The organism is Pseudomonadota bacterium, from assembly GCA_037200975.1.
In the GTDB taxonomy this organism is placed as follows: Bacteria; Pseudomonadota; Gammaproteobacteria; order Steroidobacterales; family Steroidobacteraceae; genus CADEED01.
In genome coordinates this window covers 270,926-284,326 of sequence record JBBCGI010000001.1, presented here as the reverse complement: position 1 = coordinate 284,326, position 13,401 = coordinate 270,926, and the positions used below count along the sequence as shown (strand labels likewise).

At 65.8% G+C, this 13,401-nt stretch carries 14 protein-coding genes; 6 read left to right on the top strand and 8 right to left on the bottom strand.

Annotated features, from left to right (window positions below; translation table 11 throughout):
* The first annotated feature begins 127 nt into the window (after positions 1 to 127).
* Entirely contained in the window at positions 128 to 796 is a 669-nt protein-coding gene (locus WDO72_01290) for a hypothetical protein (GenBank protein ID MEJ0084289.1), read from the top strand.
* A gap of 104 nt (positions 797 to 900) precedes the next feature.
* Entirely contained in the window at positions 901 to 1,737 is an 837-nt protein-coding gene (locus WDO72_01285) for a hypothetical protein (GenBank protein MEJ0084288.1), read from the top strand.
* A 3-nt stretch (positions 1,738 to 1,740) separates the two neighbouring features.
* Here the strand turns inward: WDO72_01285 and WDO72_01280 are convergent, their stop codons facing one another.
* From WDO72_01280 to WDO72_01255, 6 genes are all read right to left on the bottom strand, one after another.
* A complete protein-coding gene (locus tag WDO72_01280) occupies positions 1,741 to 2,400 on the bottom strand; it encodes a glutathione S-transferase family protein (protein MEJ0084287.1) in 660 nt (219 codons plus the stop codon).
* A 14-nt stretch (positions 2,401 to 2,414) separates the two neighbouring features.
* Entirely contained in the window at positions 2,415 to 3,092 is a 678-nt protein-coding gene (locus WDO72_01275) for a glutathione S-transferase family protein (protein ID MEJ0084286.1), read from the bottom strand.
* The gene (locus tag WDO72_01270; protein MEJ0084285.1) at positions 3,089 to 3,889 is read right to left on the bottom strand and encodes an SDR family oxidoreductase; all 801 of its coding nucleotides are present in this window, start codon (positions 3,887 to 3,889) and stop codon (positions 3,089 to 3,091) included. Before WDO72_01270 ends, WDO72_01275 begins: the two co-directional genes overlap by 4 nt.
* On the bottom strand, positions 3,886 to 4,332 hold the full coding sequence (locus tag WDO72_01265) for an SRPBCC domain-containing protein (protein ID MEJ0084284.1): 447 nt from the start codon (positions 4,330 to 4,332) through the stop codon (positions 3,886 to 3,888). The genes WDO72_01270 and WDO72_01265 overlap by 4 nt, the downstream gene beginning before the upstream one ends.
* Positions 4,329 to 4,670, bottom strand: coding sequence for a metalloregulator ArsR/SmtB family transcription factor (locus WDO72_01260; GenBank protein ID MEJ0084283.1), 342 nt, complete (start codon positions 4,668 to 4,670; stop codon positions 4,329 to 4,331). The genes WDO72_01265 and WDO72_01260 overlap by 4 nt, the downstream gene beginning before the upstream one ends.
* A 67-nt stretch (positions 4,671 to 4,737) precedes the next feature.
* Positions 4,738 to 5,535, bottom strand: a complete 798-nt coding sequence (locus tag WDO72_01255) for an exodeoxyribonuclease III (GenBank protein ID MEJ0084282.1) — start codon at positions 5,533 to 5,535, stop codon at positions 4,738 to 4,740.
* A gap of 36 nt (positions 5,536 to 5,571) precedes the next feature.
* On the opposite strand from WDO72_01255, the gene WDO72_01250 reads away from it, so the two are divergent.
* The 3 genes from WDO72_01250 (at position 5,572) to WDO72_01240 (ending at position 9,221) form a co-directional block, all read left to right on the top strand.
* Positions 5,572 to 5,985, top strand: coding sequence for a GFA family protein (locus WDO72_01250; protein MEJ0084281.1), 414 nt, complete (start codon positions 5,572 to 5,574; stop codon positions 5,983 to 5,985).
* A gap of 180 nt (positions 5,986 to 6,165) precedes the next feature.
* On the top strand, positions 6,166 to 8,448 hold the full coding sequence (locus WDO72_01245) for an ATP-binding protein (protein MEJ0084280.1): 2,283 nt from the start codon (positions 6,166 to 6,168) through the stop codon (positions 8,446 to 8,448).
* Between the two features lie 215 nt (positions 8,449 to 8,663).
* Positions 8,664 to 9,221, top strand: a complete 558-nt coding sequence (locus tag WDO72_01240; GenBank protein ID MEJ0084279.1) for a hypothetical protein — start codon at positions 8,664 to 8,666, stop codon at positions 9,219 to 9,221.
* 11 nt (positions 9,222 to 9,232) lie between these two features.
* Here the strand turns inward: WDO72_01240 and WDO72_01235 are convergent, their stop codons facing one another.
* Together WDO72_01235 and WDO72_01230 are read right to left on the bottom strand one after the other, a co-directional pair.
* Positions 9,233 to 10,504 (bottom strand): phospholipase D-like domain-containing protein, encoded by a 1,272-nt coding sequence (locus WDO72_01235; protein ID MEJ0084278.1) that lies wholly within the window; start codon positions 10,502 to 10,504, stop codon positions 9,233 to 9,235.
* Positions 10,505 to 10,676: 172 nt separating this feature from the next.
* Positions 10,677 to 11,834 carry an AI-2E family transporter gene (locus WDO72_01230; GenBank protein MEJ0084277.1) on the bottom strand — a complete coding sequence of 386 codons (1,158 nt, stop codon included), beginning with the start codon at positions 11,832 to 11,834 and terminating at the stop codon, positions 10,677 to 10,679.
* 428 nt (positions 11,835 to 12,262) lie between these two features.
* Here WDO72_01230 and WDO72_01225 point away from each other — a divergent pair, with 428 nt between their 5' ends.
* A complete protein-coding gene (locus WDO72_01225) occupies positions 12,263 to 12,934 on the top strand; it encodes a hypothetical protein (protein MEJ0084276.1) in 672 nt (223 codons plus the stop codon).
* Positions 12,935 to 13,401: the final 467 nt, after the last annotated feature.

Below are 13,401 nucleotides of genomic sequence, written 5' to 3'. Positions count from 1 at the left end.
TGTCCGGAATTCTGGTGGGCGTGCTGCTCAGCAGGAAAGTGAAGGAATCGCAGGGCGCCTGAGCGCTTCGTCCCGAGGTTTGCCTGCGATGATCTGCACGTTTCCTGCGCGATATTTCGCGCCCCCGTTGGACGTCGTTCCAGAGCGACGACGCATCGTCATCATCGGTGCCGGTGCGGCCGGCATCACGGCGGCGCTGCATCTGGGCGAACACAGCCTGCTGCTCGAACGGCGGGCGCAGTTGGGCGAAGTATCGACGGGCTGCGAGGCCGGGAGCGATATCCATGATCATCACGTGGTCGCGCGCTGGATTCCGCCGCGCCTGGACCCGATCGAGGATTCATCGCAGGAGTCGAACACGCGCGAATCGCTCGAGAGCCTGGTGCCGCTGCTGCGCGGCGAATTACGGCTGCGGACGCGCGTGACTCGTATCTCTCCCGCAACCCACGCGGTCGAACTCGCCGATGGCTCCACGATCGTCTACGACAAGCTGGTGAGCAGCCTCCCGCCCATCGAGCTGATCGGTTTGCTGCAGCCCGGGCTGCCCAACCGGATCCGCAGCCACCAGGGGTTGATGTACTGGCTCGCCGCGCGCGACATCGAGCTGCTGGACGACTCGACGCAGTTCGTGCTCGGCGATGTGAACGCGTTCGCCGCGGGGCGGCGAGTCGCCGCGACGGTCAAGCGAGCGCTGGCGCAGAAATTCCGGCCGGCGACGGAGACATTCTTGCGCGGCGAAAGATTGTTCACGCCACGTCTTGTGCGCACGCCGCGGACCCACACGGCAGCGCACTGAGGGCCGCCTGATCGCGTCGTTGTCGCGCCGTCATTTGCGCAGCCACGTGCGCGTGCGTTATGGCATTGTCGCGCCCATGTTGAAACCTGATCACGGAAAGGGCGGTGCGTTGCATCGCTGACGCGGCGCGGGTCGCGGCACTGCTCGCTCTGTGCGCTGCGCCTGCCATCGCACAGAACGCAGCCGAGGAGGATGCGGTCGGCTCATCCGTCAACTACGTGTTCGCGACCGATCTCGGCAGCGGCGTCTACGACATGGACGGCCGCACGCTGCAGGTCTATCGACTGACCTACGATCACGACCTGCGCGTCAGCCGCGCGGGCACACCGGGCCTGCGTTTCGTACTGCCGGTGACCACCGGCTTCTTCGACTTCAACCCGGTGGACGTTCTGTCGGAAGGGCCGCCGACGCGCGTCGACAGCATCAGCATCGTGCCGGGCTTCGAGCTCGACTATCTATTGCGCGACGACTGGCATCTCATTCCCTACGCGCGCGCGGGCCTGAGCTTCGCGTCCAGCAGCCTGGGCGGCATCCTGTACGGCGCGGGGCTGCGCCTCGAGCGCCACGGCGAATGGCAGGGCTGGAATCAATTCCTGCGCGGCGAATTGAGTTACGCCGGCGTCGAGTACCGGCACGACGTGCCGGCAGACCAGTTCGTGCGGCTGCGATACGGCGTCGACATCACGCGCGGCCTGGGCGTAAAGCTGCGCGGGCGCGAACCTGAGCTCGGGCTGTACGCGATTTTCGACGCGGTCGTCGATCCGCCGACCGCGCCGGTGGCCAACGCACGCAGGCAGCCGATCCAGGCGGAGTTCGGGTTCACGCTGAGCACGCGTCCCGCGCTCAAGATCTGGCGTTTCGATGCGCCGCGTATCGGCTTCGGTTACCGGCTCGCGGGTCCGTTGAGCTCGTGGCGCTTCGTCATCGGCGTGCCGTTCTGACGTTCATGCGGCGGCCGGCGCGTACTTCGCAAATGGAGCGAGTTGCGACTCGAGCGCGCGCTGGAAGGCCGGCCGCGCTTCGCAGCGCGCCTGATAGGCGGCCAGCGTGGGCATGTCGGCGACCAACGGCGTGTGTTTGATGAAACGCAATACCGTCGTCATCAGGATATCCGCCGCCGAGAAAGTTCCGGCGAAGTAATCCCGATCGCCGAGCCCCGCTGCGAGACCATTGAGACGCGACTGCGCCATCGCGAGCGCGCTCGGTTTGCGCAGCCGCGCCCATTCTTCCTGCGCGAAAAACGAGTCGAGCGCGGCGAGCGTCAGCAGAGGAGGCTCGACCGAGTTCAGCGCGGCGAACATCCAGGTGATCACGCGGGCGCGCGCGCCGGGCTCGCGCGGCAGCAGCGCAGGGGATTTTTCGCCGATGTGCAAAACGATGGAGCCCGATTCGAACAGCGTGAGGTCGTCTTCCTCGTAGACCGGCACCTGGCCGAACGGCTGGACTGCGCGATGCTGCGCAGAATTCTGTTCGCCCTGGCCGAGCAGGTTTTCCTCGTACGGCAGGCCGGCCTCTTCGAGCGCCCAGCGCACGCGCAGATCGCGCACGAGGCCCTGCGCAAAAGGAGGAACCCACTTGAAACCGGTGACGCGGATGTTGGTCATGTGAACCTCTGGTACTACTCGGATCTGGGTGCGTGCCGCGCATATTCCTGCAGTTGCGCGGCCAGCGAACGTTGAAAGGCTGCGCGCGCTTCGCAGCGGTCGCGCCAGGCCCGCAGCGCGGCAATGTCGTCGACCAGTGTGGTGTGGCGCAGCGCGCGCAGCACCATGATCGTCATGATGTCGGCGGCGCTGAAATCGCCCGCGAGATATTCGCGCTCCGCGAATTGAGCGGCGAGGATTTCCAGCCGCGCGCGCACCGCCTGTTCGAGCTGCGGGCGACGGGTGATGCCCCAGGGTTCGTCCGGCGCCCAGTGGTCGATGTCGCCGAGCGTGGTGATGTCGACGTCGAGAGAGTTGAGGGCGGCGAACAGCCACGCCCTGGCGCGTGCGCGCGCCGCGGAATCCACCGGCAACAGTGCCGTGCGGCCGGGCAACGGCGGCTTCTCCGCGATGTGCAGGACGATGGCGCCGGTCTCGAACAATTCGATGCCGTCTTCCGTGTACGTGGGCACCTGGCCGAAGGGCTGTTGCCGGCGAAAAGCCGGGGCATTGCGCGTTTCGTCGCCCAACAAATCGACCGCATAGGGCAGCCCCGCTTCCTCGAGCGCCCAGCGAACGGCCAGGTCGCGGACCTGGCCCTGGAATTGCGGCGGCGCCCACGGCAGCGCCGTGATCCTGATGGCCGCGTTCACGCGTCCACCATCGAGCCGCAGGTGAGATTGGCGATGGCGCCCGTCATGGCGCCGGCACGATCCGACGCGACGAAGGCCGCGAACTCCGCGACTTCGGCCAACCGCGGCAGCCGGCCTAACAAGGTGGACGTGCGGCCATGTTCGGCGAGCATTTCGTGCACTGGAATGCCGACGCGTTTCGACACACCTTCGAACACCTCACGCGCGTGCGAGAGTTCGACGGCGTCGGGCAACGCGTCGGGTCGCAGACACACGGTGCGGATGCCCCGATCGCCCAGTTCGGCGGCCAGCAGGCGTGAAAATGCTTCGGTGGCGGCCGAGAACACACCGTTGGCCAGAAATCCCTTGCCCGCGATACGCCCACCCGGAGTGGTCAACGACAGGATGACGCCGCCCGCGACCATGTGGCGGGCCACCGCCTGCGCGGTGATGAACTGCGCCCGCACGGTGGCCGTGATGGGCTGTTCGTATTCGGCCAGCGTGGTTTCGGTGAAGGACTTTCCCTGGACGTGCACGATGCCGATGCCGTTGAGCACGACGTCGATGCGGCCGGTCTTCCGCGCCACCGCATCGGCATGCGCGTGCACCGCGGGTTCGTCGAACACATCGAGCACGGCCACCTCCGCGCGGCCGCCCGCGGAGCGGATGTCCGTCGCGACCGCTTCGAGCTTCGAACGCGTGCGCCCGGCGAGAAACACGCTCGCGCCCTCGCGCGCAAACACCCGTGCCGCGGCGGCGCCGATCGCACCGCCACCGCCGTAGACGACGGCCGTCTTGTTGGAGAGCAGCGGACTCATCCGAGCAGACCTTGCTGGCAGGCTTCGTCCAGGTGCTGCAGGCCGCTGGTCCAGCCATTGCTGTGCGAGGGGCGCGCGCTCTCGGGCAATTGCTCGTGCGTGACAATGATCTCGGTGCGTTTGCCCGCGGGGACGAAATCGACGGTGACCAGCGTGTCGCGCAGCTCCGTGCCCGGCGAGGCCCAGGTGAAGACCAGGCGCTTCGGCCGGTCTATCTGCTGGTACACCCCGCGGTGCACGATGGGGCCGGACTGCCCTTGCATGGTGATCTCGTAGGATCCGCCGACCCGCGGTTCGACCTTCGCCACCGTGCTGCGGATGGCGCCGGGACGCATCCAGGTGGCGAGTGCCTCGGGGTCGAGCCAGGCGTCGAACAGGTCTTCGGCGGATGCGGAGATCGTGCGCCTCACTACTACGGCGGCACTGGCGAGCGCAGCGTTCATTTGCGTTTCCTCTTCTTGTTGATGACGTACGACTCGAGCGCCGCCAGGCGGCTTTCCCAGAAGCTGCGGTAACGCTCGATCCACGCCATGGCTTCCGCGAGTGGCGCGGCGTTCAGCGACAACACGTGATCGCGGCCGACGATCGAGCGGCGCAGCAGGCCCGCGCGTTCCAGCATGCGGATGTGTTTGGAAATGGAATTGAGCGAAATCGGGAAATCTCCCGCGATCTCGGTGACGCGAGCGTCGGCGTCCGTGAGGCGCGCGAGAATCGCGCGGCGCGTCGGATCGCACAAGGCATTGAAAACCCCGTCGAGTCGGGCCGATTGATATTCACCCATATGGGTGAATGTAAGCCGTGCGCGCGGCGGCTGTCAATCCGGGAAAGCGGGTAGGGCGTGCGTCGCGCTAGATATCGATGCGGATGCTGACCGGGCAGTGATCGCTGCCCAGCACATCGGCATGGATCTTCGCTTCTTTTACTTTCTTGCTGATCGCCGCGGACACGAGCACGTAGTCGATTCTCCATCCCACGTTGCGCGCGCGGGAATTGGCGAAATGCGACCACCATGAGTAGTGCCCGTTGCCCTCGGTGAAGATGCGGAACGTGTCGACGAAGCCGGCGTCGACCATGTTCTGAAAGCCTTCGCGCTCCTCGTCGGTGAAGCCCTTCTTGCCCTTGTTAGGCTTGGGGTTCGCAAGATCGAGCTCGGTGTGCGCGACGTTGAGGTCGCCGCAGTAGATCACCGGCTTTTTCTTGTCGAGCTGCTTGCACCAGGCGAGAAAAGCCGGATCCCAATGCTTGTGGCGCAGCTTGAGGCGCGACAGATCGTCCTTCGCATTGGGCGTGTAGACCGTCACTGCGTAGAACTTCTCGAACTCCGCGGTGATGACGCGGCCTTCGTTCGATGAATCCCGCTCGAGCTCGTCGGCGAACGTAAACTTCTCGGCGAAACTCTTCGGGAATCCGTTGGTAACCTTGATCGGTTCCTGGCGGCTGAAGATCGCGGTGCCGGAGTAACCTTTCTTCTCTGCGGAATTCCAGTATTCGTGATACCCCGCGAGGTCGATTTCGGCCTGGCCGCGCTCGGCCTTGGTTTCCTGCAGGCACAGGATGTCCGGCTGGTGCTCGGCCATGAATTTCTGGAAGGTGCCTTTCTTGACGACGGCACGGATGCCGTTGACGTTCCACGAATAGAATTTCATGCACGCAAGTATAAAGCGCGAGGCAAAATACCGCGCATGGACATTACCGGCGGCTGCCTTTGCAAGAGCGTGCGATTCAGGTTCAGCGCGCAACCCATCTCGATGCGCCTGTGCTGGTGCCGGGTATGCCAGTACCTGGCCGCCGGCAATGCCACGGTCAACGTGGTTTTTCCGAGCGATGCGCTCACGATCGAAGGCGAATTGACCGACTATCGCAGCGTCGCGGACAGCGGCAACGTGATGCATCGGCGCTTCTGTCCGAAGTGCGGGACGCAGGTTTTCAGTGCCGCCGAAGCGCGGCCGCACCTCGTGATCGTGCGCGGCGGCGCATTGGACGACATCGAACTGATGCGGCCCGGCACCACGATCTGGACCGGCGCTGCACCCGGCTGGGCGTGGATCGACGAGACGCTGCCGATGCACGCGGGCCAGCCTCCGCCGGTGACCTGAAGGCGAGGGCGGCGGCGCTCCGACCGGGCGATTGCGCGGAGGAAAGAGTAGTCTTCCGCGTCGGAAAGCCAGCTCGGGGAGTGTGTCCTGCCAACGCGAAATCCGGGGGAAACGCGCTTTGCACGCCTGTGGCCGTGGATCGAGAAATCTGCGCTGCGCGGCTACGGATTTGCGATCGTCGTGGGTGTGGCCGCCGCCGTGGTGCATTGGGCCATCTATCCGTTCACGCAGGCCCGGATAACGTTCATCTTCTTCATCCCCGCGATCGTGCTGGTCACGACGATCGCCGGGCGCGGCCCGGGCGCGCTCACCGCCGCCATCGGCCTCATCAACTCCGCAGCACTCAAGGACACCGGTTCGATCTGGGTTCCGAACTCGGCCGAGCAGGTCGCGATGATTTCGACGGCGCTGGTCTCCGTCATGGTCATCTACGTGGGCGACTACTACCGGCAGATCTCGCGCCGCGAAATCTCCGACATCAACGAGCTGCACGAATTGTCCGCGGCGCTGGCCTCGATCCAGGGACTGCACGACCAGCTGCAGCTGATCCTCGCCACCTTCGTGCGCATTCACCAGGGCGACAAGGGCCTCATCTCCATCTGCGATACGCGGCGCGACTCGCTCAAGATCGCGGCCAGCGTGGGCTTCGACGAACGCACGCTGCAGGGTCCGCGCAACTCCGGTGCGTCAAAGGGTCCTTCCGCGCTGGCCTGCGCGGAAAAATCACGGGTCATCGTCGACGACCTCGAGCACGATGCCCGCTTCGTGGAGTTCCGCGAAGTTGCGCGCGCCGATGGCGTACGTGCGGTGCACTCGACACCGCTGGTGGGCCGCGACGGCGATGTGCTGGGAGCCTTGTCCGTTCATTTCGTGAAGCCGCGGCGGCCGACCGATCGGGAGATCCGCATCGCCGACATCTGCGCGCGCAAGGCGGCCGTGTTCATCGAACGCGCGCGCGCCGAAGAACTGGTGAGCCAACGCGACCGGCGTTTCCAGTCGGTGCTGGAAGCATCGGGTGTGCCATTTCTCATCTTTTCTCCCGACCGCGACGCGGCCGGCAAGATCGTCGAATTCCGCTGGGTGTTCCTCAACACGGCGGCGGCGAACATCATGCGGGTCAAGCCCGCCGATTTCGTCGGCCGGCGCGTCGCCGATACGCTGCCGCGAGCCTGGGACGATCGCGCGCGTTTCGATCTGTATGTCGAGGCGATCGAGAAGAACGAAGTGCGCGAGGTCGAGCGGCAGTCGGAAGTCGACGGCAATCACAACTGGTTCCACATCATCGCCTCGCCGCTCGATGGCGATCTCGCGGTCTGGTTCGCCGACATCACCGAACGCAAGTCGCAGGAGCGCGAGCTGCTCGAAGCCGACCGGCGCAAGGACGAATTCCTCGCGACCCTGGCGCATGAGCTGCGCAACCCGCTCGCGCCCATCCGCCAGGCGGCCACCATCGCGCGCAACGAACATGCCACCGACGCGCAGAAGCGCTGGTCCAACAACGTGATCGAACGGCAGGTGCAGCACATGTCGCTGCTGCTCGACGATCTGCTCGACGTCTCGCGCATCACCCACGGCACGTTGCAGCTGCGCAAACAGGAGACCGACCTGCAGTCGATCGTCAGCGCCGCGGTGGAAACCGCGCGCCCGCTCATCGACGAGCGCCGCCACCAGCTGAGCGCCGACGTGCCCGGCGATCTGCGCATCAACGCCGATCCGCTGCGTCTCGCGCAGGTGTTGTCGAACCTGCTGACCAACGCCGCCAAGTACACGAACCCGCAGGGCCAGATCCGCGTGCTGGCTTCGATCCAGCAGGGCGATCTCATCGTCAGTGTCGAAGACAGCGGCATCGGCATCGCGAACGAAGACCTGCCGAAGGTGTTCGGCATGTTCGCGCAGGTGCGTTCGGCGCAGGATCACGCGGCCGGCGGCCTGGGGATCGGTCTCGCGCTGGCGAAAGGAATCGTCGAGTTGCACGGCGGGCGGATCGACGTCTCGAGCGCGGGCACGGGCAAGGGCAGCCGATTCACCGTGCGGCTGCCGGGTGCGTCGATCGCGGCCGCTGCAGCGGGCACCGCGGACGTGGCACGCAACGTGCGCGTCGCGCCTAACAAGTGCATCCTGCTGGCGGACGACAATCGCGATGCCGCCGAGAGCCTCGCCATCATCCTGCGGCTCGAAGGCCACGAGGTAGAGCTCGCGCACGACGGACATTCTGCGCTGCAGGTGTTCGCCAAAATCAGACCCGACGTGGCGCTGCTCGACATCGGCATGCCCAAGGCCAACGGCTACGACGTCGCGCGCCAGATTCGCGCCGCACCCGGCGGGGGCGGCGTGTTGCTCATCGCGATCACGGGCTGGGCGCAGGATTCGGACAAGGCGCAATCGCGCGCCGCGGGCTTCGATCACCATCTCACCAAGCCGATCGAGCCCGAGATCCTCATCGCGTTACTGGGTCCGCAATAGTTCGCCCGGCGCACACTCGATGCGCCCTGGATAGACGCTCCTCACTACGTAGAAGCCCGACTGACAAGCGTCGGCACCGCGGCCGCACGATAGGACCCGCGGGACGAACATGTCGCCCCTAAGGGCGCGGCAGACGATTACGCCCGAAGTGGGGGAAAACGGCGCGTGGCGACACATAGTGGGTGCGGCGCGGCCGCACACGATGAGGGATTGGCATGAACTACGGTCCACTGGAATTCGCCGCGTATCTCAATCGCAATGAGGACGACGGGCAGGAATCCGCGACGGTCAAAGCCGCGCGCGCGGCCGCGCCCAGATCGAGGCCGGCGCGCAACGGGCTCACCATCGTCGCCGGAAGCGGACTGCTGCCGCGCCGCGCGCGTACCGCGCAGATGGAAGCCGTCAGTGTTTACGAGGCCGTGGCAATGCGGGTTCCCGGTGTTCCCTGCGGCGGCGGACCGGTCAGGGTGCTAGTTAGAGCGGTGCCGCGTCCGGTGGCACTGGTGTTGTCGTCGCACCAGGCCGTGGCCTGGGAACTCGACGTGACGCCCGGCGCCAGGCTGGCGGCGGTGTTGATTTCGGGTTATGGCGATTCGACCGTCGCCGGCGCGGGCGACGCGTTCGTATCCTCGATCGGCGGCTTCTATGCGTTCAAGCGCGGTTCGGCGGAGTTCAAGCATCTCGAGCAGGAGGTGCTGCGCTGTACGGGCCGCCACATCGAGAACTTCCAGAGCGTTTACGCCGGGAACAGCTTCGAGGTGGGCGGGGACTGACGCCAACTCTGCTACAACTGCGAGCGCAGCAGCAGTGCCAGCCGTTCGTTCACGCGCCGGCCGAATTTCCGATTACGCCACTTCTTGAGCACCATGCGTCGCGACTGCGCGATGTCGGCATCGATGAGCGCGGTCTGTTCGCGCGCCAGGTCCTCGCTGAACACGTTGAGATTGGCTTCATCGTTGAGGCGGAACGACCGGTCGTCGAAGTTGGCCGAGCCCATCGAGCACCACACGCCGTCGATGACCATCACCTTACAGTGCATCATCGTCGGCTGGTATTCGTGGATCTGGATGCCGGCCTCGAGCAGCCGACCGTACAACCCATGCGCCGCCCAGCGGCCGATGCGGGCGTCGGTGTAATGGCCGGGCACCACGATCCGCACGCGCACGCCGCGATGGGCCGCAGAGCAAAGCGATTCGACCGTCAGTTTGTCCGGCACGAAGTACGCGTTCTCGATGTCGATCGACGTCTTCGCGGCGCTGAGCGCCAGCAGCACCATGAGATGCATGCTCTCCGAGCCGCCGACCGGCGAGCTGCCGAACATCTGCGCATCCATGTCGCCGGCGGTGTTCGAGAGCTTCGGGAAATATTCGGCGCCATGCAGCACGCGGCCCGTCGCCTTGATCCAGTTGTCGACGAAGACCGCCTGCATCTGGGCAACCACCGGTCCTTCGGCCTTGAAATGTGTTTCGCGCCAGGGTGGCACGCCCGAGAGTCCTTCATCCCACTCCACACCCATGCCGACGCCGCCGGTGAAACCCAGTTTGCCGTCGATCACCAGCAATTTGCGGTGGGTGCGATTGTTGAGCCGGCCCAGGTGATACCAGGACGGCGGGTGATACAGGTGCAGGTCGCAGCCCGCGGCACGCGCCGCGGCCAGCAGGTTGGAATCCATGGTCCGCGAGCCGAGCCAGTCGAGCAGCATGTGGACCTGGACGCCGCGCCTGGCTGCCGCGGACAACTCTTCGACGAACGTCGCGCCCATCGCGTCGCGAAACACGAAGGTCTCGAAGGTGATGTTGGTTTGCGCGGTACGAATCGCATTGAGCATCGCCGGATAGATCTGCGCGCCGTTCACCAGCGACGTGATGCGATTGCCGGAGACCAGCGGCGGGCCGAGCAGGATGCCGAGCGCGCGCCGGAAATCCGCATCGCCGCTGGTGTACAGGCGGCGCGGACGATACAGCAGGCGTTTCTCCGTCGTGGCGAGGTTCGCGCCGATCCAGATCACGAAGGCCGTGACGAACAGGGTGGTGAGAACGATGGTGACGACGGACATGGGAGTCAGCTGAATCGGGAAGCCGCGACGGACGTGGAGTGCACCCTGCACACGATGCCATGATCCGTTGCTTCTGGCGTTTGCCGCAAGCCTTCATCGTGGCCGGCGGGAACGAAGCGCAGCGTCACGAGGCCGTCATCGGACTCGACGCCGTGAATCGCAGCGGGTGGCGCTAGGCACTGCGGCGGGCGACCGGTGCGTTTTGTGCCGCCGCGGGCGTCGGATCCGCATCCTTCGCCACGCGCCGGCGTTTGAGCGACTTGGGATGCCAATAATCGTTCGGCGTGAGGAAATCCCGCACCGTGCGCCACGACGGCTGGTACTGCGCGGCGACCTTGACGGCGACCAGCACCGGCGTCGCTAACAACATGCCGGGAATGCCCCAGAAGCCGTAACCGAACCACACGGCGAGCAGCACCACCAGCGCGTTGACTTCGAAGCGGCGGCCGACGGTCAGCGGTTGCACCAGCTGCCCCTCGATCAGATGCAGGCAGAGGAATACTCCGGGCACCGAGAGCGCGCGACCGGTGCTGTTGAAAGTGACCAGCGCCGCGATCGTGATGATGAAAAACGCCGCGATCGGGCCCAGGTACGGCACGAAATTGAAAACCGCGGCGAGCACGCCCCAGAGAATCGCGTTCGGCATGCCGAGCGCATACAGGCACAACGCGGTGGCGCAACCGAGGCCGAAATTGATCAACGCGATCGTGCCGAAGTAGCGGCCGACTTCCTGGCGGATCGCCTCGGTCAGCCGCAGTGCCTTGGCGCTGGCCTCGCTGCCCGACAGCGACGCACCCATCCGCGCCAGCAGCGGCGGACCGCCGAGCAGGAAGAACAACGTCAGCGGAATCACCGTCAGGCTGCCGATGAAGGATTTCGTGATGGCAATGGCCGTGCTTTCGCCGGCCACCGGCGTGACGATGGCCGGTTTTCCGCTAACTACCGCGCCGCCCTGGGTGAGCCGGCCGGCGCGCTCGGCGACGTCGTCGACCCGCTCGAACATCTCGCGGAGCGGCTGCAGACGCGGATCGATCTTGCGCATGGTCTGCGGCGCGCGCGACAGCCATTCCGTCGCCGGAGTCCACACCACATTGATTGCGAGGGCGGCGAGGGCGAAGACCACGAACGCCACCAGCGCGACGGCGAAACCGCGCCGCAGATGCCAGCGTTGCAATGCGTCCACGGCCGGCGTGAGCAGTAATGCGAGGAACAACGCAATGGCGACCGGAATGAACACGTCCTGCGCGAAATACAACACGGCGCCGACGCCCATCAGGGCGACCAGCCAGACCGCTTTGATCAATTTGGGGTCCGGGCCGGTGTCTTGCATGGCTGGCAATGTCAGTCATCCACCGACACATGGAAATGCGCCACTGCCGCGCCATGCCGATGTTTTAGGCGGCCCCCGACGTAGGGCGATTCTTACAATGCGGCTGCCGCCGCGAATCGGCGCTTCACGAGGCGATGAACATTCCGCCGGCGACGACCGCGCACAGGCCGAAGAGGATTGCCAGGTAGTTGGCGATATTCTGGACGCTGCGAACGCTGGCAGTCATGATCGCTCCGCACGAGTAGTTAGACTCGCAGCCTGCGCCAGGATCGTGCCGCGCCGCTGCCCCTGCCGGCCGCGTCCGCACCGCGTGAAGGCCGCCACGATGCATAGGCGTGTTCCCACTTTCGCGCGCAAGCGGGGTCCGCGGGCGCCAGCGGCCCGGGGCGCGGGAACTCGTGTCGGTAAAAGTCTGTCAGACTCGGACAATGATAGGGCGGCGAATAGCGGCATTGCTCTGCGTGCTGCTGGGGCATGCCGTCGTGCTCTTTCTGTTGTTTTCGCTGGGGCTCGATTCCACCAGCCGCCGGCAGGGCGCGAACTTCGTCAGCGAACCGATCACGATGTACCTCGACCCGCTCGAGGATCCCGACGAACCGCGGGCAGGCCCACCGGCAGCGGAACCCGACCGACGTGTGCCCTCCCAACCGCCTGCCGCACCTCCGAAGGCGGCCGGCGGCGAGTCCAACGCCATCACCGCACCATCCAGCCCCGACCACGTCGATTGGCCACTCGAGGGTCAGAAATCGGTGACCCGGCTGCTGGCGCGGGAGGCCGAAGCCGAACGCATCGCGAGGATGTTCGCCGGGCCGGGTGGCACCTGGGCCTCGCTCACCAAACGCCAGCGCTCGAAGCTCAGCAAGTTCAAGTGGAAGCCCGGAGTCGATGGTCTCGAATACGACGAGAAGGGCAACGCGATCTATCGCCTGCCGAACGGCTGCGCCATCGTGAATGCGATGTTTTTCGCCTGCCAGATCGGCAAGGACAAGGTGAACGGCAACATGTTCGACAACATGCGCGAGTACTTCGACGAGCAGCGCCGGCCGCAGACGGACGAGGGTAACGGCACCGAACCCGAAGCCCTGCGGCCGCCCAACTGAGACTAGCTACCGCTTGTCGCGGAACGCCTTGCCGCCCTTGTAGGAGCCCTTGGCGCCCGCGGCCTTGCCGACGAACTTCTTCTTGAAGCCCTCGGGTTTTCCCGCGCCGAACGAAGGTTTGCTGTCGGCACGCGGCTTCTCGGCGAAGGTGGAAAAACGCGGCGGTCTGCTGCCGCGTTCCGGCGCGCGATCCGCGCCTTCGGCGGCGGGGGCGCGCGGCGCGCGTGGTGCGTCGTCGCGAAACCGTGGCGTGCCCTTGTAGTTGCGCGACTGCGAACGTTCGCTCTTGTAAGGGCGCGGCTCGCCGGCCTTGTCGAAGCGATTGCCGCCGCCGATGTACGGACGTTTTTCCCCGCCCTCGAATTTCTTGCCGCCGCCGGAGTACGGACGACGCTCGCCGCCTTGTTCCGCCGATTGATCCTGCGCCATGCGGTCCGGCCGGCGCGATGCGCCCGTGAACCTTGGCT